Below are 22,470 nucleotides of genomic sequence, written 5' to 3' on the forward strand. Positions count from 1 at the left end.
TAAATTAAAGTCAAATTATGGAATTTTTACTGAAAAAGGATTTGAATTTAACCAAGATATTATATCAAAGAACTATATTTATCAATTAGATTATAATAACTTTTCATTTCCGGAAATTAATAATTCATTAGAAACTAGTTCAATTCCCTCTACAATGCCCTTAGATCAGCAACTAGCTAATGATAGTTACTCAAAATATTTAGCATATCGAGTTACTAATCTTAATGAAGAGATAAAACAATTATATGGTTCTTATGGTAGTGGCAATATTGAATTTGATGCATATAATGACAGCATTACTAATAAAGGCGAATTTAAACTACAAACTGCATCGTATGTGACAGAACTATTAATAAGTTCAATATCTGGTTATGGTACATGAGAGTTTAGAATGGTTGATGAATATAATGAGACAGTTAAATTTACAATTGATTTATTTGATAGCACTGATCAATCTAGGTCATTAATATCCCTTATATTATAAGGGTTTTTATTTGCCAAAACCCACGAGCGATCGCGCACATGTTTTCTAAAAAAAAAAAAAAAGATTTTCCTTGACTCCAATTTAAAAATAGTGGAGAATTATGTATATTTGTAAATATGAATGGAATGAATATTTGCAAATAAGAATAATTGTAGAGGTCTCCATACTTTTAGAATTCGCCGCAAGAAAAATTTTTTTGAAAACATAGTGCGCTCGCGCGTAAATTTATTGACAAATTAAGAAAAATAGTGCATCTATATTGACATGGAAACAAAAGAAATAATTAACTTAAATTGAGATGAACAAAACTGTAATTTTAATATTGATGTATTAGCTAAGATTTTTATTGCCAAATTTTGTGAGCCAATATCAAAACCAGCAATATTTAAAATTTTAACTGGGGCAAAAGGGTTTGGAAAATATTATCTTATTTGTTTATTAGCTTTATTTTATACATGCAATTTTTTAGATTGAAATTGTCTACTAGCACGGTATACTTACATATCCGCAAAAGATAACTACGATAAAAAAATGACAAGAGTGATTAATGATCTAGTTGAATATGGTGTTACGATTAAAGAAGTTATTGATGAAAAAATAATAAAGAAAAGAGCTAGTGATAATTTATTCGAATACAAATGACCAAATGGAAGAATAATTAAAGTTGTTGGTTTTGATAATGGAAGTACTTGAGAAGGGCAAGACGCATCAGTAGGGGAATATGCCTTTTTTGGTTTATACAAAGTCATTCCATTGGATGCAACAATTTTAGATGAAAACGAATATATGTATCGATTATTCAATATGATAATTCAAATTTCACGTGGGAAAAATATTACAACTACAAGAGAAGTAGTTCCATAATTATGTTATTCAGACGAGGATGTAACAATGGAATTGCGAAAAGAACAGGTTATTATTTTTGGTTTCAATAATCATAATGTTGATCATATTATTTATGAGACATTTGTTCAATCGATTTTTCCATTAACAGATGAAGTCCAAAAAGAATTAGATAACAATGATATATCATATTTTAATGATCCAATTTTTATGAATAATATTGGTGTAACAGTTGTCAGAGGCACTACTAAAGTAAATAATAAAAATCTTAGTCAAAGAGTATTTTATTTAGGAAATTGATTAAATGAAAATAAACCAGAAGTATATGATTCATTATTTCGTGGAGGAGAAAGACAATTTAATGCTGAACGTTATAGCTATAAAAAAGATTTAATTACTGGCGCAAAATTTTTTAATCCAAAAGATTTTTTTTGAAAAGATATGAATAAATATTGATTTACTAAAATTAAGATTGGTGCTGATTATGCTGATAGTATCAAAGGGCAAGACGATGCTACTCAAATTTTAATAGGATTTTAATTTGACAAGGAAGAATTTATTGAAGGAATTTATATTCTTAAAGAACAATCAATATCAAGCACAGAATTTAAGGATATGACTGAAAAAGTTGATAGTATGGTTAATAAAATTAATAGTTGATCACAAATTTATCATAACTTAAAAGAAGACTTTAGTTATTGTATTGGACATGACGTTCGTACAGTTGGCCATTTTGTTAGAAAAAAACTACTCGAAAATAATGATTGGAAAAATATAGATTTAGATATTACAAGATTTTCTACTATTTTAGTTACTGGTGTAAAAGGATGAAGTGTACAAGATCGACACTATAAATGAAAAAGATTATTAGCCGAAGGAAAAATTTATTTTAGTAATAATTTAGATGTTTATAAAACGTTTAATGATAAAGAAATATTAGTAAAAAAGAATGGTTATTTATATCAAGAATTATTTAATTGTATTAATAATGAAAAAACTAATATTCGTGATGAAAAACCTAGTGTAAATAAATTGGATATGATCAATGCAGCTGAATGTTGTCTGAGCTATTTTAGATTTAAGTTATTTAAAAATTAAAATTGTGCTATAATTTTACTAACGGTATGAGCTAAATTCTTAAATGTGTGGGGTTTCCACAATTTGTTAATTTTAACTTGCATTTTAAAAGTAAACTTTATATTATTATTTTAACAACTTTAAAAAGCTGTCCCAGCAACTGTAAAGTGGATGAAAGCTAACATCATTCCATTGAGAAAATATTTCTTGAGAAGGAATAGTGAGTAAAGTGAAACTAAGCCAGTAGACCGATCTAAAAAAACATTGGTAAAATATCAATACTGCACTTATAGTTATTATCTCTGGGGTTAGATGATTAATTATTTATTAGTGAAAACTATTAAATAATAATTTGAAAGACGTCAAAAAGCGTTTTTTAGTTGTTAATTGTGGATATGCAACAATATTCTTTTTCGTGTTGTTTAAATATCCTTACTTTTTAAATAAAAATAGCATTGATAGGTATTTATTGGTAATTAAATTAAGCGGAAAAGAGAGGAATAAAAAAATGACACCACATATTAATGCCAAAAAAGAAGAAATTGCAAAAGTTGTTTTAATGCCGGGAGACCCATTACGGGCAAAAACCGTTGCTGAAAAATATTTAACAAATTTAAAATTAGTAAATGAAGTTCGAAATATGTTAATGTATACTGGCAAATATAAAAACATTGAGGTAACAATTGCTGGAAGTGGAATGGGTTGTCCAAGTATTGGAATTTATTCATACGAATTATTTAAGTTTTATGATGTTGATTATATTATTAGAATTGGTTCAGCTGGAAGTTATAATCCAAATATTAAAGTTTATGATATCTTTAATGTTCGTGAAGTATTTGGCGAAAGTAATTATGCAAAAATTGCAGCTAATATTGATAGTAATTTAATTGCTGCAAGTGAAAAATTATTTAATGAAATTGAAACTGTAGCACAAGCAAAAGGAATTAAAACTCACACTGGAATTGCTCATGTAGCAGATGTTTTTTATCGTTATGATGATTCATTAGACTTTACTCATACTCATAAGTTAGATGTTGTTGAAATGGAATCATATGCTTTGTTTACTAATGCAATTGTTACGCAAAAACATGCAGCAACATTATTAACAGTTTCTGACCATCTTGTAACTAAAGAAGTTACTACAGCATTGGAACGCCAAAATAATTTTATGACAATGGTTGAATTAGCATTAGATACTGCTGTTCAATTAATGGGTTAAAAACGAAAGGAGCAATAAAATGAAAATTGCAGTCTTTGGAACCGTTGGAGCAGGAAAAACAAAAGTTAGTGAAGAATTATGTAAACAATTAAACTATAATTTATTTAAAGAACCATTAGAAGAAAATCCATATTTTAAAGATTTTTACCAAGATATGGTAGGATTTGCCTTTAAAATGCAAATTTATATGTTAACAACAAGAATTGAGCAATTTTTCAACATTGATAATTTAGAGGATACTGTTTTTGACCGCACAATTTTAGAAGACCCTGTTTTTGTGCGAGTTTCCAACTTATTAAAAATTATGAATGAAATTGATTTTAAAGTTTATAATCGTTTTTTTCAAAATGTTATTGTTCCAATTTTGAAGAAAAAGTTAGGCTTTGATGTCATTATTTATTTAAAAGTTTCAACTGAAAAAGCGGTTGAACGAATTAAACAACGTGGGCGTCAATTAGAATTAGAAACCCCATATTATTACTGGGAAAAGTTAAATGAACAATATGAAATTTTATATCATGAATTAAAAAATGATTATAAATTTATTGTTATTGATGCTGACAGTGATGATTTTTCAGAAAAAATAAGCATTATTATGCAACATTTATTACCTCTTGATAATAAAGTTCCTTGTTTAATTTAAAAAATAATTATTATTAATATTTTAATTTAATAAGGAGGAAATTAAAATGAAAAGCACAAATAATAATATAGAAACAAAAAGTTTAAGTAATTTAAGAATTTTAGGAACTGATGCAAGCAATTTATTTAAATAATTTAATTGCTAATCCGGCAGTACCTGATTGAATTAATCGTGATCGTTTTGTATTATCTCCAGGACATGCTTCAACTTTACAATATGCGATTTTACATTTAGCTGGTTATAATTTAACAATTGATGATTTAAAAAATTATCGTTATATTAATTCAAAAACGCCAGCTCATCCAGAATATGGTGTTACTCCTGGAGTGGATAATTCTTCTGGTCCCCTAGGACAAGGAGTTGGCTATGGATTTGGAATGGCATTAGCTGAACAACATTTAGCAGCTAAATTTAATAAACCAGATTATAAAATCATTGACCATTATACTTATGCTTTATGTAGTGATGGTGATTTGCAAGAAGGCGGAGCAATTGAAGCAATCCAATTAGCTGGGGTATGAAAATTAAATAAATTAATTATGTTATATGATTCAAATGATTGCCAATTAGATACAAAATGTGATGCTGTTTTAAAAATTGATTATCAACGTTTTTTTTGAAGTACAAAATTGAAATTATATTCGAATTGAAAACGCAGATGAGGATCTACCAGCAATTCAAAAAGCAATTGAACAAGCGCAAAAATCTAATAAACCAACATTAGAAGAATTATTTGTAATTCCATCGGTTGATTTAAAAGATTTTGAAGCGTTATTAACAACTGATAAAGATAAAAAAGCAGGAACACGAATTATTATGGGTGATGTGTTTAAATATTATCAACAAAAGTGTTTAAATAATATGTTTGGAGGTAGTGGTGATTTGGGTACTGCAACCAAAATTATTGGTTATAATGGTTCATGAACAACATCAACACCACAAAATAATAATGTTCATTTTGGAGTGCGTGAATTTGCTGCCGGAACAATTAGCATTGGTGTTGAATTACACCAAGGTTTGTCGAATGGCTTATATTCAAAACTTACCCGTAATTTTTGCTTTTTCACATGATTCAATCGGTGTTGGTTTTGATGGAAAATCACATCAGCCAGTTGAACAATTAGCAATGCTACGAAATTGTTCGAATTTAAATGTGTTTCGTCCAGCGGATATTAAAGAAGCAATTGGGTGTTTGAAAGCAAGCGTAGAAGCAAAAAGTGCTCCATCAGCTTTAATCTTATCGCGACAAGATACTCCATATCAATTAGCAGAAACATGTTGAGAACAAACGTTAAAAGGGGGATATATTGTTGTTGCTGAAGATGAGACAAAACCATTGGAGGCAATTATTATTGCAACAGGAACTGAAGTAGCACCAGCAATTGTTGCAGCTAAGACAATTAAGAAAAATATTCGTGTTGTATCAATGCCCTGTGTTGAATTATTTGAACAACAGTCAAAAGCGTATCGGGAAAAATTGTACCAAATAATATAACAAAAGTAATTGCAATTGAATTTTCAAATGATTATGTTTGATATAAATTTGTTGGTAAAACGGGCTTAATGTTAGGTGTTGATGATTATGGTTTATCAGGAAGTGCGGATGCTGTTATTAAATATAAGCAATTAGATCAAATTTCTATTATTAATAGAATTAAAGCATATTTAGGAGAATAATGATTACATTAGAAAAACTATTAGAGTATAAAACTTTTTATGTTATTCGAAATCATAATTATGTTGTTGCTCAACAAATTTGTAAACAGTTAATTAATTTACAAGTTAAATGTTTAGAATTAATTTTCACAATTCCTAATGTTGCAGAATTAATTAGTTTTGTTCGTAACAAGTATCCAACAATTTTAGTTGGAGCAGGAACAGTTTTAACATTAGAACAAGCAATGCAAGCAGCAATAGCCGGAGCTCAGTTTTTAGTAGGTCCAGTTTTTAACCAAGCAGTTAGTGAATATTGTCATCAAAATAATTTACTGTATATTCCAGGGGTAATGACACTACAAGAAGTTAAATTAAATTTTATTCAAACAATTAAAACATTTTTTCCAACAAAAGTTTATATGGCTTCAGGAGGAATTAATTTAACAAATTACGAAGAAGCAAAAAACTTAGGATATGATTTAGTTGCTGTCGGTGCTTTTATCACTGGTGATATTAATAGTACAGGTCTTGATATGGAAAAATTTAAAACATTTAAAACAATAATTAATCAATAAAGGAGAAAAAATAATATGAGAGATAATAAAAAAGTAATTTACAATGCGGGTAGTATGTTTACTGAGGCCCAATGAAACACAAGAAAACGTGAAGGAGATATGTTGCGTGAAATGTTTCCAGACTTTATTATTGGAAATCCAGTTGATTTTGAAACAAATCAAAAAGAACGTCCTACAAATAAAGCAATTTTTGAATTAGATTATGTTGGTTTAACTGAAGCAGATTATGTAATTTTAGAATTAGATGGTTGAGATTCAGGAACTCATATGGAATTTGGTTTAGTAGTTGAACAAGCAATTCATAATAAAAATAAATATTTATTCCCAATTATTTCTGACTTTCGTTTACATCAAGGAATTTTAAAAGGAGAATATCCTGGTTTTGGTTTAAACGAAATGATTACAGGAGCATTATATTATGAACCATTAAATAATGGTGATGTTCCTCAAATGACATTATGTAATTCGCATAAATTAGCTTGTGAAGCAATTAAAACTATTGAAACGGGAAGAATTGAAGAGTATCGAAAAAAATATGATATTAAAGATATTTTTAAAGAAAGAGAAGATACTTTATATCATGGTTTTAATTGTTTTATTTAAATTAATTAATAAATTAATGAAGAGTTATATGATTTATAACTCTTTTTATTATGCTGTGAAATTAATAGAAAATAATTATAAAAAAATTATTGGATATAAAAAATAAATAGTTAAAGAATAATAACCATTTTATTATTTAATTACTTGCATTTTTTTTATAATCTAACCGTGTCAAATTTTAAAACTTTAATGTTTGATTACAACTTTTATAATGAAAAAACTAATTTATATTAATAAAATATTTATTTACAAAGAAGGGTGTCAGATTCAAATGGATACAAATTATGTACAAAATGAACAAGAAAATGTTCAAACCAATGTTATTCAAAATAAAAAGCCAGATAATTTATGTTGAGCAGGATGTATTATAGCAATTGTTATATCATCGTTAGCATTGATAGGTTTTTCAATTGGTGGTTTAATGTTATTAGTAACAGGCACTATGAGTTATGGTTTTTATATGGTTACTGGGATTTTTTATTTAATAATTGCTGGAATCGAAATAATACCAATTATTATGTGCAATAATGTTTTAAAAGGAAAAGCAGAATCAAATCTTGCAGCGGGCGTTATTGCTTTAATTTTTTAAGGTTTGATTAGTGGTCTTTTAATTTTAATTGGTAAATATGAAAATAAAAAACCACAAATATTATCTACTAATTAGTTAAACTTTAATTAACAATTAAATTAGTAACAAAGTTATTATTTCAATAATAACTTTTTAATTTATAATTTAAGCAAATAAATTGTTAATTAGTATTATTTTTTGCAAATAATTTGAAAAATAAGTTAAATTACTTTTTATTTTTCTTTTTACAAGATAATATAAAATATATTGTTTAAATTAACTATATTAACTATCATAACTCAACATCAAAAAAAGTCAATAAACATCGGGGTTTAAAAAATAACAACCCCATAAAATAAAGGTTTTAGAGCATTGTTTTCCGACATTTTAAAAAGGTTTTAAAAATAATATTAATTACTAGAAAGGAGTTATAAAAATGAATAATAAATATTTTAATATTTATCCATATCCTTTTAATCAGTATCCATATAATGAATTAGATGATGATGACATATGATATTTACATACTGGTTTAAATAAAGCAGAAAGAAAAGAATTAATAAATAAAATATATGGTCAAAACAAATACTTTTATGTTAAAAAAACATATTACGGTAATTATGTAAAAAATACATTTTTTCCATTAGATAGAATTGAAAATAATATTCGCAATAAAACTGGTATTAAAAATACTGGTGAAAATGAAACTAAACTATTAAATAATCGTATTCGTACCCAAGGAAACTGTATTCGTAAAGCAATACATAATTTTCAAAATGCAGATAAGTTAACATTTTTAACTTTAACTTATGCAGTTAATGAAACAGATATTAAAAAATGCAAATATGATTTAATGAAATTATTTCAAAATATAACTAGATATCGTAAAAAATATAAAAAATGTAAAGATTTCAAATATTTATATGCATATGAATATCAAAATCGCGGAGCAGTCCATTTTCATATAATTTTAGATTGTTATATTCCTAATAAAATAATACGAAAATATTGACTTTATGGAATTAATAAAAATATCAAAGTTCAAAAAAGAACTAATGAACAACTTATAAAATATCTTTCTAAATATATGGTTAAGTCATTAACTAAAAATGAATTAGAAAAAATAGAAGTTGCCAAAGAGTTTGATATTGATTATAAATCTAAAAATGTTGCCTCAGGTAATAAACTTAATAATTTATTTGATTTGAATATTAAGTTATATCAATTTAGTAGAAATTGCGATAATGTAGCGACTAAAACTGGTTTAATAAATATGTCTTTTGATGATTTATGAGAAATATTTATTCACCATAAAAATGGTAGTAAGAAAAAAGTTGAGGTTTTATAAAAAATATAAATAAAGTAATTAAATACAAATTAAAGTAATCGCTTATTAGAGCGATTTTTTTATTTGCATTATTCATCAGATAGTATCTTTAAAATTAAAAATTAACCTATTTTGCCCTACAAACTAGTTAATTTTTATAATTTCCTTTCTGTGATTTATTATATTTTTTCGGTTTAACAACTAATAATATCATTTTTAATAAAGGTACTATCTGATGAATAATGCAATACTAAAACTTAATATTTTGATGCTTAAAGATGGATAACTCATCTATGGCACGAAGCCTTAAAGAAAGTGTGAAAGCGATTGGATTTACTACTCCTATTTATTTCTTTAATTCTCGGCAAGATTAATCACTTGCGAAATGTCAGAGCATGTGTTTTTTGCTTGTTTTCATAAAAAGAGTGCTGTTAAACCGAAAAAAACAATATCGGACACTAAAAAAACAAGAGGGTTGGAACTCCAAAAGGTTATTTTCTTTATATAAAGTTGTCTAGGGATGGATGAAGCGTAATTAATAACTGGGTAAACTGTTTTTTGTTTATTTCCGTATGGGGGTAAACTCTATCAAAATATCCTATCCGCCCCCGCTCACCTTCAAAGTGAAGCGGGCGGCGAAGTAATTAAATACTAAAATAAATTATTTACTAAATATCAAAATATTAACCAATAAAGGAATATTATGTTTTTTTACAGAAAGGAAAATATTTGATGAAAAAATGAAATAAAAAAATTAAAAATAAATTACAAGAATTAATGATACGAGCTTATCCAGTAACGGTAAATGATATTAATGATGAAATTTGAGCAACAAATAAAAAGAATTAAGGAGTATAGATAAATGACAGAATATAAAAGTTTGTATATTAATAAAACTTGAAATGAAATAACAACATCTTTTGAATGAGCTAATTGTCAGCCTGTTAATTGTCGTATTTCACATCATAAAAATCATTATGATTTGCAATGTTTAGAATGAGCCAAAATGTACTTAAATTTATTTAAAGACAAGTGAGATGTTATTGCTTCTTATATGCAATATTATAAAATTAATGATATTTTAGATTTAGCATCAGATGGATGAAAAATATTACAAATTGACAAAAAAACAAAACAAATAAATTAAAATATATTATTGCAATTGACCCTGCTGGAATTGGACAAACTGGTATTATTATTTATAATGTTTTTCAAAAGAAAATAATTAATAATATTACTTTTAATTCTAAAAATGAAGAAGAAGCAATAAATAATATGTATTTAATATTAAATGAGTTTAAAAATAAAATTTGTTCTTATTTAAATAAAATTATTGTAATAATTGAAGATTATCAACTTCATAAGGGTTTAAAAATAAAAAATCCATTATCTACTACTAAATTTATTGGTGGTTTAAAAGTTTTATGCAAATATCTATTTAATTTAAAATATATTTTACAATCACCAGTCATTAAGAAAAATTATATTTATAAAGGAAATATTAAAATGTCAGAGCACGAACACGATGCTTGAAAACATTTACAGTATTTTTTAGCAAAAGGAGTTGATAAAAATGGCACAATCAAAAAGTAATTTACCTAAAAAAGCAATAACTAATAAACCTAAAATAAAAAATAAAAAAATTAATAAGTTAGAATTAACTGTTAGATTACATGAAAATCCGATTAAAACAAAAATTAAGGCTCTTGTTGCTGGTGGCGTTGAAGTTGATGCTTGTTCGGCTAAATGTCAATGAGACGGATTAAATTATTCAACATTATCAATATATAACCCATCTATTTTAACTGAGTTTTTAAAATTAAAAAAAGATGATGAGATAAAAATTAAAGGCTCAGTATTTAATCAGTTAAATATAAAAACTAAACGCTATTTTTTATCTTTTAGAGTAGATAGTTTTGAAATTATACAAAAAGCGATTAGAAAAAGAACAAATACAAATATTAAAAAATAGGAGGAAAAAACAATGGCATTAAAAAATGTAAAATATGTTCTTATTGATGAAAATAATGAACCTATTAAAAATGAAGATGGTAGTTTAGATATTAAAACTGCTGAAATTATTTTAGAAAATACTGCTGAAGTTGAAGAATTTAATGCAAGTAATTTAGAAAATAATAATCAGCAAATCAACGAACTACAAACAAAAAATACTGAATTAAATTCACAAATTGAACAACAAACAATTCAATTAAAACAAATTGAAGTAATTGACTTTATTAATTCTTTAACTGATAATGAAGAATTTAAAAATGTTTTATTAAAGTCTTATGATATTAACGATGATATTGAAATCATTAAAGCACAATTGCAAAGTGTTTATGATGAATTAATTAAGGTACAAACAGTTAATACTGGTGGCGTACCAAAGGTAGAAAACAAAGAAAACAATATTTTAGATACAGACAATGTATTTAATAAATAGAAAGAAGGAAGTAAATTATGGCACAAAACCCACAAAGAATTTTCGGAGATATTGCTAATCAAGCAACACAAAGAGACCGAGAAACATTTGAACAATGATATTTACAAACTTATCAACAAAAATTTAGTTGAGAAGCATTATTTGCGTGAAAAGAAGCCAATAAGTTTGGTTTAACATATAAAAGAAAGAAAAATATTAAATATAATGAAGGTTTGGGAGCAAACGGTCAAGTATTTAATACTGATGATAACCTACTAAAATATTCAACAGTGGAATTTGAAGATGGAATTGTTGAATTAGATACAATTTTAACTTTTGCTCGTAAATTAGACCCCGTAGAAAGTGATTTTAACCCTAATCTTTGGGCTGCTAATATTGAACAAGCAATGGATACTGAGGTTGCTTATAAACGCAATAAAATTTTAGAAATTATTAATAAAGGAACAGTTACAACTATTCAAGGGCAAAAAGCAGATGATACTAATGCTTTACAAATTCACGATGAAATTATGGATAAAATATATGAAAATGGCTTTACCCCATCAGAAACAGTTGTATTGGGTTCGGCTGATTTTATTCGTGAAATTCGCAATAAATTACAATTACAACTTGGAGCAAACGACCAAATAAATAGCGTAATTGCAACAAGTGGAGCAATGAAAACTGTTGAAGGAACAACATATTATATGGTTCCAAAAAAATTACCAATTATTAATAAAGATGGTTCAGAAGGAACAATTGAATTATTACCAAATGGAGTTAATGCAATTGCCTTTAAATTTAGCAAAAAATATGACCCCCTTATTTTACGCAAAAAAGACCATACTCCGTTAAGAGTTGGTGCTGCTGCGTTAGGTACTGGAATGGGTAATACTTTGATTATGGAAAGAGTTTTATATTTAGGCGGAGCAGTATTTGAACCCAAAGGAATTATTAAACATATTGTTGCAAAAATTGATATTAGTAAAATTAATAAACTAGATAAACCAAATATTCATGTTACAGACCCAGCAACAGCAACAGCCGAACAGTTAAAACCACAATTTAAAGATGTTGTTTTAAAAGCGGTAAAAGCCGTAAATAGTTCTTTAACTGAAAGTGATTTTGATTACTTTATTGAAAGTAAAGGTGAAGATTGACCAATTAATATTACAAATGATAAAACAGTTGCAGTTCAAATTGAAGGTAAAAACAACGCTACTGGTCAAACAAATTCGATTGATGTTAAAATTAAAAATTCTTAATAGTACTAAAAAATAGTACTTTTTAGTTTGATAGATATGCCAATTGGAACATCTAAAACAGCCCTTATTTATGCTGTTAAAAAAAATCCAACTAGATTGTCAATCCAACAACAAGAAAAAAGTTTTGGTTTACAGTTATTAGAATTTTTAGGAATTCAAGTTTTAGCCCTTGGTTTATCAGTTTTAACTGGTGGTGTAGCATCTGCTGTTGGTCTTGGTGTGGGATTATCTAATTTTGCCGCAGCATTTATCTCGTTTGGAGTAGAAACAGCAACCGATTTTGCTGTAAATCAAATATACGATAAATTAACATCAGAAGTAACAGCAAAAAGTACTGCCTTAAATTTGTTACCAGCAATTGGTGGTATTGGAAAATTAACGCGTGCTGCTCGCACAACTAGAATTTTAAAATTAGCAAAAGAAACTAAACTACTTGAAAAATTAGGTGTAATAACTGCTAATAATTTAGAAGATGTTGTAAGGCAAGTTACAGGTAAAAAAATTTTATCTGATAAATTAATATTTGATTTTACAAAGCAGGCCAATAATGAAACTTTATTATATACAATTGGTAAATTAGCCCGAAATGATTTTTATAAAGGTTTTAAAGTTTCTAATTTAGAAACAATTAATAATTTATTAAAAATTGAGAAAAATATTCAAAAAATAAGTCCTAAATTAGTTCAAAAAATACCACGCGTAAATGAAAAAAATGCTAATAAATGATTGTCTGAATATGGATTAAATATTGATAAAATAAGCAAAATTAATACTAATGAGTGATATAACATTATGACTAATCTTCATAAAAAAGGTGTTGGTAAAAATCTACTATTAAATGCTAATTTAATGCGGGGCAGTAAAATATATAATAATAAATTATTAAATATTTTGCATCAAACACCAATTAAATTAAATAAAATTTTAAATCATTTAAACCCAAATTTTTATATTCAAAAAGTAACTAAAAAATTATTAGCCCCAATTGAAAAACAAATAATTACAATTAAACAAAAAGTAATTAATAAAATTACTGATAAAACTAAAAAAATATTGTCTAAATTTGAAACTAAAGCTATTAAAAAAGGCCAATTATTACCCTTTGCTTATGGTTCTGATGTTTTTTTAGCAGTAAAAATTGTTCCATTATCAGTTGCGGGCGAAGTTGTTTTAACAATATATTATAAAAATCCTAAATATGCCCCTATTGTCGTTATGACAACTTTAATCAAAGCAGAACAGTTTGTTTTGGCTCCTGAACCGTTTAAATTTTATATGAACAGTGAGTGGTTTATTGGTTGGGGATTTAAAAAAACAAGTTTGTTTAATTTAGTTTCTTTTGCCCCGCTTGCTTATCAGCAAGTAGTAAAATATAGTTTTAAAATATATCGGACAATTGCTAAGATATTAAAAATGCAAGAAAAATTTAAAAATAACTTTAATAAAGATAAATTGTTAAATATGCTAGAAGATAGTGCGGTTACTAGTTTATTGGGTAATGGACTAGTATTTCAAGCATACAAACAACTTAGAACAAAACAAGATTTAAACAAAACAATTAAAACAAAAACACTATTAAATAGTAAAAAGTTTATTTTAAATAAAATATATTCTAAAAAAAGTAAATGATAAGGAGATGATTAAATGTTAAATGAATTATGACAAAATGTTACTTTGGAAAATTATAATAATTTTATTCCAATGACAGGTAAAATTACACAAGTTCCAGTTCGTTATAATAAGTTCTTTAAAGGTGATGTAGAATTATGATTTAAAACTTTTGCTTTAAGAGTCCAAAATATGATTAATTCCTATTTGAATTATCCATTTTCAAAATTAAAGTTTGAAACATTTAAAGACCCATTATTAAAGAAAATTTGTATTAATATGGTGTTTATTACGATTGAACATTGAACATTTAACCGCATTCCAATTGAATTTTTTACTTCGGCAAATATGAGTGTTGGTGATATTAATTATTCTTCACAAAATGACCCTATGGCAACATGACAAGGTTTATTGCCTACCTATGCAAAATCATTGGCTAATTTAACAACTTTAAAGAAAATTTTTCGTACTTTTCAAGAAGAAGGTATTGATTTAACTATGATAGATTTAGAAGCATATTATATACAATTAGAAGTTGATGCTTTATTAGAAAAAGAAAAAACTAAGATTGACAATAAAACTATTGTTAAAAATAACAATAATGAAATAAATGTCCCCTTTGATAATGATACTATTTTTTATGATAAAACTAATAAAGTTTGAAAATCTAATACTAGCGATATTATTAATTCAGAGTCTATAATGAAAATATTAAATCCTAATGATTTTGCTATTACTAAAGGTGGTAATAATAAAGGCAAAATATCTGTAACAAATGGTTATAATGATGAATTAGCAATTGATGACCCAACTAGTGGTGGTGAATTTGTTAATTATATGAGAACACGACAAATTGAAATTAAATTAATACCTACTGAAAGTGGCAAAGCTAATGCTTCATTTAATCAAAAAACAGGTGAATTAGAAATTTGAGACCCAGCATTTAAAAATAATGATATAACTGCTAACTTTGAAATTATTAAAACAAGTATAACATCAGAATTAAAAATAACTGATGACACATTACCAACTACAAAATATATTAATGAACATTATCAAATTAAAAGTAGTGATTGAGAAATTGTAGATATTACTGATTGAACTCCTAATGTTAGTGAATATCAAATAAAAGATTGAGATAAAAATAAATATAAATATAAAGTATGAGTTGATAATCAATTTTTAAATAGTTTTTATTTATCAACTTATAAAGGATTTACAGGAAATATATCAAGTGGAATAACAACTACTGGTAATGAAAATCAAATTGCACAATTAAGAAATAATGGAAAAATTATAATATATTCAAAAAATGCTGCTGCTAAAATGACTAAATTATATATTGAAAGAAAAAAAGTAAGTTAGGAAGGAGATGTTTTTATGCCAAAAGTAGAAGTTAAAGATGTAATTATGTTTTTGAAAATCTTTGGAGTTTCATCATTGTTTTTTATTGTTGGAATTATTATTTGTTTTATAGGACCTACTAAATTAGGAATTGGTTGACCTGCATATGTAATTATTGGTGCAATGCTTAATGGTTTTGGGGTTGTTGTTTTAATTATTGAAACTATTAGATTTATCAAAACTCATAACAAACAACAAAAACAAGATAGTATTGAAGATGTTATTAAAAAAGAAGATACAAAATAAAGAGGATGTGAAATAGATGTGTGGAAATTGCATATGTCAAAATTGTAAAGATGAAAACAGAAGAATTAGAAAGAAAAAATATGCTTTTGAATTTTGTGAAGAACAAATAAAGAGAAATCCAAATCAAATTGGAATCAGAATAATAATGCGTATGATAGAAGATAACTTTTAAAAAAACAAATAAAAAATAAGGGGGTGTGTTATAAATGGGATTGTTACCAGCAAAAAAGAAATTAAAAAAAGAATATGATATTGATAGTTATTATCTTAATTTAGCATCAACAATTACTAACCGTAAAAATGTTACTGTTCAAAAACATAATGAGATTTTAGAAAAAAGAATTTGTGAAGATAATGCTAATTTTTTAAATCCGCGTGATTTAGAAATTAGCATTTATAATCAACTTACTAATCAAAAAATAGATACTAAATTAATTAATAACTTTTTAAAAATGCAGGACTTTACTAATAAGAATTGATATAACGAATATAAAATTAATAAAAATGGTAAAGGTGCATATTTTATTTTTGCTAATAATTCAAAACTTAATTTTATTACTATTGATTTTTACAATGACCAATATGATGAATTAGGTAATTTAGTATCTTGTACTTTTGATTATGACCCTTATATTAAAAATGACCAGAGTGTTTTTATTACTGAAAAATTAGAAATTGATTATGTAACTAAACAAGTAAAAGTTATTAGAAAGTTAAAAACACGATTATACAGTACTATTACCGACTTATATATTGATGATGCTAAATGAAATAACTATACAACATTACAAAGAGAAGAAATATTACCACTTAATTTTATACCGATTGAAATTATTCCTAATAACCCTAATTTTGAACCTTCTGCCCGCTATGGTAAACAATTTGCTAGTATTTTAGATATTATTGCTGAAAAGATTATGTTAGACCCATTATTAAATAGTGGTAAATTTACCATTAATACTAATGGCGTGACTGGTGTTGTTGACCAAGAAATTAGTAAAATGTTGGCTTCATTTATTGAAAATGACTTGTTATTAGTTGAAGGAGACCCTGATAGTAATTTTCAACCAGTAGACTATATTGCTGGTAATTTTAAAGGTGAACAATTAACCAAAATATATGATTGATTATTAACTAATTATTATAAAATAAATCGCCATCATGTTCCTGCAATCGCTAAAGGAGCCCAACAAACTCAGGCTGAAGTTGCTGGTGTAAATATTCAAACAAACGCATCATACGAACAAATGATATACATTAGAGAAATTAAATTAACGGAATTTATTATTAAGTTAATTAAATATGATAATGCTGTTTTAAATAGTAGAACATTCAATATTAAAAATATTTATGAGTTAATTGTTGATGTTCGCTTACCAGTAAATGCTACTTTAAACAGACAATTAAAAAACAACGAAACTATTATCAATATTCCTAATAAAGAAGGAGAACAAGAATAATGTTAAAACCATCAGAAAAAATGTTGGCACAATTAGCAGAAAATGATGAACCAATTGACTATTCAATTGATAGTATTCCGTTAGATTTTGCTAGTCAATCGCAGTACAGCGACCCTGATTTAGAACAATTGTTTACTGAAGACCGTGCAAGAACCTTATATATTTATAAAATTAATAATCTTGTTAAGACAAAGCAAAAACCAATCTTAAACTACTCTCAAAATAGCGTTAAAATAGGTTTTATTGACAAAGATGAATATATTAAAATAACGGGTTATGAAATTAGCGACTTTAATTTTAAATTACAAATTCAACAAAATACCACAGTTCAAGATAATAGTACAAGTTATGTAATGATTGATAAAAAAGATATTTTAATTAATGATATTTCAAAAAAAGATAAAGAATTTTTAGAAACATTAGACTTAAAAATAGTGTCTATTAATGAACCAATTAGTGAAGAAAACAAAAATGAATGCTATATCATTGAAGAATATAAACGCCCTTATTCACCTGATGGTGTTGACATTATTAAATCTACGCATTTAGTTAAAATAACTGATTTTAAGTGAAAAAACCAAAATAGTATTCATTTAGTATTACAAAAATCATTACCCGAAGACACAGTATTTACTGGAATTGAAATTAAATATCCTAAATCAATGTTATTTGGCAATATTAAGTGTTGGGGCAATGTTAATGGTGTTTATTCTTATCCACAGTCAATTATTCAAAATGCTAATTTATTACCTTTACTATCTATGCCAATTGAAACAAATCCCAATTTAAGAATATTTCAGTATTGACTAGGATATAGTTTTTTGCCATTTGAAATAGCAAAAAATTTTTCTACCCCAAATGATTGTTTAATTTTGGTTAGTGTAGGAAACCACAATAAAAATCCAAGAAAACAAGTAATTAAAAATGCCAGAATTTTAGAATGTAATATTGTTGCATATTATAATCCTCCCGGGAAATATTCATACGATGTTAAAATACCTGGTAAAATGCCAGAAACACCGTCTATTTCATTACTTCCGCCAATATGACAAAATAATGCTTCTCGATATGGAGAACTACTAATTGAAATACAATCTTCTGAAGTATATGGAAAATTAGAAAAAGTATTAAGAGATATGTTAACATTTCGTTATAATTACGACAGAAAATTTCGCGGCGCTAAATATGATGAAAAAGGAAATCCAATAAATGAAAGTGCAAAAATAAAACAATTATTTGAAGGGGAAAAACCTGAAGATGTTATTGATGGTTTATTTGAAAATTGAAAATTTAAAAATCCTACTTATCTTAATGAAAAAGCGGTAAAAAGATTTAAACAAATTATTTATCTATTATCAAATTATGTATATAGTAATATGGCAGTTAATAAAGGTTATAATGATGATATTAAGTTATTTTCTCCCTATTATTTTGAATTACTTTCTGAACCAAAAATTAAAGAGGGAAAAGATGAAGAAGCATACTATGAGTTTCAAGATTGCATAGTACAATTAAAATCATCTTATTTTGATTTTTCTGATTTAAAAAATAAAAATTATTATGAAATGCAAAAAAGTAATATAAAAATTATAGATAATGATATTTCAGAAAACCATGTTTATCAATTAGAGTCAAATTTTTTTAATTGATTATCAATAACGAATGAATTAGAAACAAATAATATTCCCTCCCTTATTCCTGGTGAAATTAAACTATCAGATGGAGAATATGGGAAATATTTAACAAATTTAATTATTTCTGATGATAAAGTACAACAAACATTAGAAGCATTATATGGATATCATAAAAAAGGAACAGTATATTCAAAATCAGAATGATTAAATTTAATTAATAGTTTTGTTGAAAATAATATTAAAATTTATTTTTCACAAAATATTAGTATCTTAAATCAAATTGAAATATCGGGTATATGAGGTTATGGAAATTATGATATTATAATTTTTACAGAAAAAAAACAAATTAATATTAATAATTTAGAATTATTTAATAAAAACAATGAAAAATTATCGTTAGTTACAATAGAAATATAAAAAGTTATTTATTAAAATAACTTTTTTAATTTATAAAATAATTATCAAAATTTTTATATTTTCCCTAAAAATTAGAAATATCATATTTTTTATTCCATTCTTTTGAATAAATTTCATCTATTCCACCAGTATCATTAACTGAAAAATCTTGTAAATTCATTATATTTTTATAAGTTAAATAAAATAATGAATAAACAGGATTATAAACTTTATCAAGATTTCAATTATTAGGTTGGTTTGTACACCATAAAAATATAGTGTATTTATCATTATTTTTAAATATATCATTAGAATTATTTTCTTCATCTTTTATTGTATAGTTAATTAATGCTTGACCTATTTTTTGGTTTTTATTACAAAATGTAAGAGTTCTATCTCTTTCTAAAAATGAATTTTCAAATTTTGTTTTATTATTAGCAGCAGTAACAAAAACAATAGGCAAAGAAATACATAATCCTAACAATAAAATTGTTATTAACAAGATTGCTATTTTCTTTTTTGTTTCAGTTAGGAAAAAACACCTTATTGATAAAATTAAATATTTCATACTATCCTTCCTTTACTCAAATTTATTGTTTGATAGAATCTGGGCTCGCGGTGATTTCCATAAGTTTTGCGAAAAATTACTTAAAGTTTAAAAAAACATTTGCCGCGCTTTTCAAAATACTTAGGAAAAATTCTAAGCGTTAAGCGAAGAATTCTATAAAGGTTCCCAAATTTGTTTGAAAGAATCTCAAAATCTTTTTTAACTTGTAAGTCATTTTATCACAAAAATTTAAGAAAATCAACCGCTCGCCCAATTCCTGCAAATAATTTTTATAGTCTTATTGATATAATTAAAGCATTTAAAGAAAGGAAGTATATTTAATTTTATCTATAAAAAAGGAAATAAAGTTAATGTTAAAATAACAAACATTACACCTTATGGTGCTTTTTGTAGAGCAGAAAAGGCTGATGGTTTAATTCATATTAGTGAGATTTCAGATTACTTTGTTAGAGATATTAGAGATTTTTTTGATGTTGGTGATGAAATTGAAGTTGAGATACTAGAATTTAATTCAGTTAGAAAACATCTTAAATTAAGTTATAAAAATTGTCATTCTGAACTATTGAAAAATGATGATGGTAATAAAATACAAGAAAAATCACCTAGTTTAGAAAAATCATTAAATACTAATTATTTAGTAAATAAAAAGTAAATAAAATTTATAAATTTTAGAAGGTTTTTAAAACCTTTTTTATATTCCCATTTTAAAACGATACGGATAAGAGCCATAAAACAAAGCATCATATGGGTCATGGTACATTTTACTATCGGGTGTGTTTGTTTTGGTATCACTAAATCTTAGTTCACTAATGCACTTATCTAAAAATGGGAAGTTATCTAATATGCCATATATTTTACCTTGAACAAACATTTTTCTTATTCAGGTTACGCGATTGATTATACCTGCTTCTTTATTAAGAGATGTCTGATGTTTTTTCGCTTTAAACATTTTAATTTTATAGCCTAAATAAGGGTAAATATCTTCTTGTAATTTTTGCATAAAGTCGTGGGCATTAATATCATAATGAAATGTTGCATATTCAAAACCATCAAATTTATCAAATGTATGAATTATTCATTGGCCGTAATGTTCAACTATTTCATTTAAATTCATTGTGTTTTTTGGGGTAACAACATTTTCTTCAATTAAATATTTATCATATTCATTATTTTCATTAATTTTATAACCACTAAATAAAAATACTGTATGGTCTTCACTACCATTAGCATAATCAACACCAATTGAATAACTATCAAATTGATACTGTTTTGTATTTGTATTATAAAAATCTTGTAAATTATACTCTTTAATATATTTACGATAATTTCGTAAAACATAAATACTGGGGTCATTATCATTATATTCAAAACCATAGTATTCAATTTCAAATAAATCAGGTCGCTCTTCTTTATTTGCTAAAACAAGTTTTTTAGTAATATCGGGTATTTTATTTCAAACAGCTCCCATTGTTAATCGTAAATTAAAAACACCTAAGCCTTTAAATACATGTTTGTTTTCTGAATATACTTGGTTATGTTCTTTTAAAATAGTTTTAATTCTTTCATTTAAGGGTAAAAATGGGGTTACAAATTTTTCATAAAAGACATGGTATTTATCAAAAGGATTAAAAGTAAATTGATTAGAATATGTTTTATGAAAATATGTTGTTACTGTTATGTATTGTTTTGTTATATTATCTCATTATTGAAATGTTCAAGATAATTCTTTTACTGAAATAGGATTATCTAAATTATATTGTTCATTATCATTTTCATCAGTATATTTTTTGTAAGACACTTTTAAACTTTTTGAACGAAACATTGAAACTCTTAAATTATTATATCTTTTATCTAATTCTTTATCAGTTAAGATTTCTTTTTCTTCGGCATGTATCATTTCATCAGTTCATGCTGATATAATACCACTACCTTTACCAACTTTTCCCATAATTTTATTACCATTAGCATAACCAGCAAAAGCAATGCGAACACCACTAGGAAAAACAATCTCGCCGCCTTCTTTAACATTTTTAGGTCAAACAATGCCATTTTCATTGTCAGGTCCTATATCAATCCCATATTTATCGTATAGATAATTACATACATTAATTGTATCGCCAAATGTAGTATCTTCGTGGGTGTTAGCGTATCTTCGTAAAATATTAGATGAAGCATCAGTAAAATTACAAGCAAAAAATAATTTTTCTGCTAAATGATTTCATGTTTTATTAGTACCACGCCCCGCTGAGACAAACTTAAAAAAACTTGGCGAAGTAAAATATCGGGCATAACTATCACCAACAAAATCTTTAAATACTTCTCAATCAAAGCCAAAATTAAAGTCACTAAAATTTAAATCATATTTTTTATTTAAATATTCATAACTAGTAATTCGTTTTTTGTTATTAATTTTTGTAAAATCTTGCATTTTTAATTAGCCTCCTTTTTTGTTAAGATTATATGAAGTATTAA

Annotated in this window: 25 protein-coding genes, 1 pseudogene and 1 riboswitch; of the genes and pseudogenes, 23 read left to right on the forward strand and 3 right to left on the reverse strand. The window is 25.6% G+C overall.

All coding sequences use genetic code 4. From position 1 onward, the window contains the following. Window positions 1-154: 154 nt before the first annotated feature. The 22 genes from ABNT63_RS05000 (at window position 155) to ABNT63_RS05105 (ending at window position 19,451) form a co-directional block, all read left to right on the forward strand. The gene (locus ABNT63_RS05000) at window positions 155-484 is read left to right on the forward strand and encodes a hypothetical protein (protein WP_348736952.1); all 330 of its coding nucleotides are present in this window, start codon (window positions 155-157) and stop codon (window positions 482-484) included. A 264-nt stretch (window positions 485-748) separates the two neighbouring features. After that, the gene (locus ABNT63_RS05005) at window positions 749-1,348 is read left to right on the forward strand and encodes a hypothetical protein (protein WP_348736953.1); all 600 of its coding nucleotides are present in this window, start codon (window positions 749-751) and stop codon (window positions 1,346-1,348) included. Window positions 1,349-1,375: 27 nt separating this feature from the next. Next, complete coding sequence (locus tag ABNT63_RS05010; protein WP_348736955.1) at window positions 1,376-1,867, forward strand: hypothetical protein; 492 nt, start codon at window positions 1,376-1,378, stop codon at window positions 1,865-1,867. A 75-nt stretch (window positions 1,868-1,942) separates the two neighbouring features. Then, the gene (locus ABNT63_RS05015; protein ID WP_348736957.1) at window positions 1,943-2,425 is read left to right on the forward strand and encodes a hypothetical protein; all 483 of its coding nucleotides are present in this window, start codon (window positions 1,943-1,945) and stop codon (window positions 2,423-2,425) included. A gap of 107 nt (window positions 2,426-2,532) precedes the next feature. After that, window positions 2,533-2,652: riboswitch (cobalamin riboswitch) on the forward strand. Between the two features lie 260 nt (window positions 2,653-2,912). Next, window positions 2,913-3,623, forward strand: coding sequence for a purine-nucleoside phosphorylase (gene deoD / locus ABNT63_RS05020; RefSeq protein ID WP_348736959.1), 711 nt, complete (start codon window positions 2,913-2,915; stop codon window positions 3,621-3,623). A 19-nt stretch (window positions 3,624-3,642) separates the two neighbouring features. Then, a complete protein-coding gene (locus ABNT63_RS05025) occupies window positions 3,643-4,266 on the forward strand; it encodes a deoxynucleoside kinase (RefSeq protein WP_348736961.1) in 624 nt (207 codons plus the stop codon). A gap of 110 nt (window positions 4,267-4,376) precedes the next feature. Then, window positions 4,377-4,976 carry a hypothetical protein gene (locus ABNT63_RS05030; RefSeq protein WP_348736963.1) on the forward strand — a complete coding sequence of 200 codons (600 nt, stop codon included), beginning with the start codon at window positions 4,377-4,379 and terminating at the stop codon, window positions 4,974-4,976. Window positions 4,977-5,290: 314 nt separating this feature from the next. Then, on the forward strand, window positions 5,291-5,761 hold the full coding sequence (locus tag ABNT63_RS05035; protein WP_348736964.1) for a transketolase-like TK C-terminal-containing protein: 471 nt from the start codon (window positions 5,291-5,293) through the stop codon (window positions 5,759-5,761). Window positions 5,762-5,942: 181 nt separating this feature from the next. Further along, complete coding sequence (locus ABNT63_RS05040) at window positions 5,943-6,497, forward strand: bifunctional 4-hydroxy-2-oxoglutarate aldolase/2-dehydro-3-deoxy-phosphogluconate aldolase (RefSeq protein ID WP_348736966.1); 555 nt, start codon at window positions 5,943-5,945, stop codon at window positions 6,495-6,497. 15 nt (window positions 6,498-6,512) lie between these two features. Continuing rightward, window positions 6,513-7,100: a nucleoside 2-deoxyribosyltransferase gene (locus ABNT63_RS05045; protein WP_338988805.1), complete on the forward strand. Its 588-nt coding sequence runs from the start codon at window positions 6,513-6,515 to the stop codon at window positions 7,098-7,100. A gap of 271 nt (window positions 7,101-7,371) precedes the next feature. Then, the gene (locus ABNT63_RS05050; RefSeq protein WP_348736968.1) at window positions 7,372-7,689 is read left to right on the forward strand and encodes a hypothetical protein; all 318 of its coding nucleotides are present in this window, start codon (window positions 7,372-7,374) and stop codon (window positions 7,687-7,689) included. Between the two features lie 415 nt (window positions 7,690-8,104). Further along, entirely contained in the window at window positions 8,105-9,016 is a 912-nt protein-coding gene (locus tag ABNT63_RS05055) for a rolling circle replication-associated protein (protein ID WP_348736970.1), read from the forward strand. A gap of 841 nt (window positions 9,017-9,857) precedes the next feature. Continuing rightward, window positions 9,858-10,142: a hypothetical protein gene (locus tag ABNT63_RS05060; RefSeq protein WP_348736885.1), complete on the forward strand. Its 285-nt coding sequence runs from the start codon at window positions 9,858-9,860 to the stop codon at window positions 10,140-10,142. After that, window positions 10,097-10,588 carry a hypothetical protein gene (locus ABNT63_RS05065; RefSeq protein ID WP_348736972.1) on the forward strand — a complete coding sequence of 164 codons (492 nt, stop codon included), beginning with the start codon at window positions 10,097-10,099 and terminating at the stop codon, window positions 10,586-10,588. Before ABNT63_RS05060 ends, ABNT63_RS05065 begins: the two co-directional genes overlap by 46 nt. Next, window positions 10,569-10,967: a hypothetical protein gene (locus ABNT63_RS05070; protein WP_348736881.1), complete on the forward strand. Its 399-nt coding sequence runs from the start codon at window positions 10,569-10,571 to the stop codon at window positions 10,965-10,967. The genes ABNT63_RS05065 and ABNT63_RS05070 overlap by 20 nt, the downstream gene beginning before the upstream one ends. Window positions 10,968-10,979: 12 nt before the next feature. After that, complete coding sequence (locus ABNT63_RS05075) at window positions 10,980-11,438, forward strand: hypothetical protein (RefSeq protein WP_348736974.1); 459 nt, start codon at window positions 10,980-10,982, stop codon at window positions 11,436-11,438. Between the two features lie 17 nt (window positions 11,439-11,455). After that, window positions 11,456-12,682, forward strand: a complete 1,227-nt coding sequence (locus ABNT63_RS05080) for a hypothetical protein (RefSeq protein ID WP_348736976.1) — start codon at window positions 11,456-11,458, stop codon at window positions 12,680-12,682. Window positions 12,683-12,718: 36 nt separating this feature from the next. Further along, on the forward strand, window positions 12,719-14,314 hold the full coding sequence (locus ABNT63_RS05085; protein WP_348736978.1) for a hypothetical protein: 1,596 nt from the start codon (window positions 12,719-12,721) through the stop codon (window positions 14,312-14,314). A 12-nt stretch (window positions 14,315-14,326) separates the two neighbouring features. After that, window positions 14,327-15,655, forward strand: coding sequence for a hypothetical protein (locus tag ABNT63_RS05090; RefSeq protein WP_348736980.1), 1,329 nt, complete (start codon window positions 14,327-14,329; stop codon window positions 15,653-15,655). Window positions 15,656-15,670: 15 nt separating this feature from the next. Further along, the gene (locus ABNT63_RS05095; RefSeq protein ID WP_348736982.1) at window positions 15,671-15,940 is read left to right on the forward strand and encodes a hypothetical protein; all 270 of its coding nucleotides are present in this window, start codon (window positions 15,671-15,673) and stop codon (window positions 15,938-15,940) included. A gap of 206 nt (window positions 15,941-16,146) precedes the next feature. Then, window positions 16,147-17,400: a hypothetical protein gene (locus ABNT63_RS05100; RefSeq protein ID WP_348736983.1), complete on the forward strand. Its 1,254-nt coding sequence runs from the start codon at window positions 16,147-16,149 to the stop codon at window positions 17,398-17,400. Then, entirely contained in the window at window positions 17,400-19,451 is a 2,052-nt protein-coding gene (locus ABNT63_RS05105; protein WP_348736985.1) for a hypothetical protein, read from the forward strand. Before ABNT63_RS05100 ends, ABNT63_RS05105 begins: the two co-directional genes overlap by 1 nt. Window positions 19,452-19,515: 64 nt before the next feature. Here ABNT63_RS05105 and ABNT63_RS05110 read toward each other — a convergent pair whose 3' ends face one another. Then, the gene (locus ABNT63_RS05110) at window positions 19,516-19,998 is read right to left on the reverse strand and encodes a hypothetical protein (RefSeq protein WP_348736987.1); all 483 of its coding nucleotides are present in this window, start codon (window positions 19,996-19,998) and stop codon (window positions 19,516-19,518) included. Between the two features lie 367 nt (window positions 19,999-20,365). Here ABNT63_RS05110 and ABNT63_RS05115 point away from each other — a divergent pair. Then, window positions 20,366-20,482, forward strand: a pseudogene (locus tag ABNT63_RS05115) (S1 RNA-binding domain-containing protein); the annotation flags it as partial. A 207-nt stretch (window positions 20,483-20,689) separates the two neighbouring features. Here the strand turns inward: ABNT63_RS05115 and ABNT63_RS05120 are convergent. Next, on the reverse strand, window positions 20,690-21,466 hold the full coding sequence (locus ABNT63_RS05120) for a hypothetical protein (RefSeq protein ID WP_348736989.1): 777 nt from the start codon (window positions 21,464-21,466) through the stop codon (window positions 20,690-20,692). A 234-nt stretch (window positions 21,467-21,700) separates the two neighbouring features. Beyond that, window positions 21,701-22,426, reverse strand: a complete 726-nt coding sequence (locus tag ABNT63_RS05125; protein ID WP_348736991.1) for a hypothetical protein — start codon at window positions 22,424-22,426, stop codon at window positions 21,701-21,703. Window positions 22,427-22,470: the final 44 nt, after the last annotated feature.

Origin of the sequence: Spiroplasma endosymbiont of Ammophila pubescens (assembly GCF_964020965.1) — a bacterium.
Taxonomy (GTDB): Bacteria; Bacillota_I; Bacilli_A; order Mycoplasmatales; family Mycoplasmataceae; genus Spiroplasma.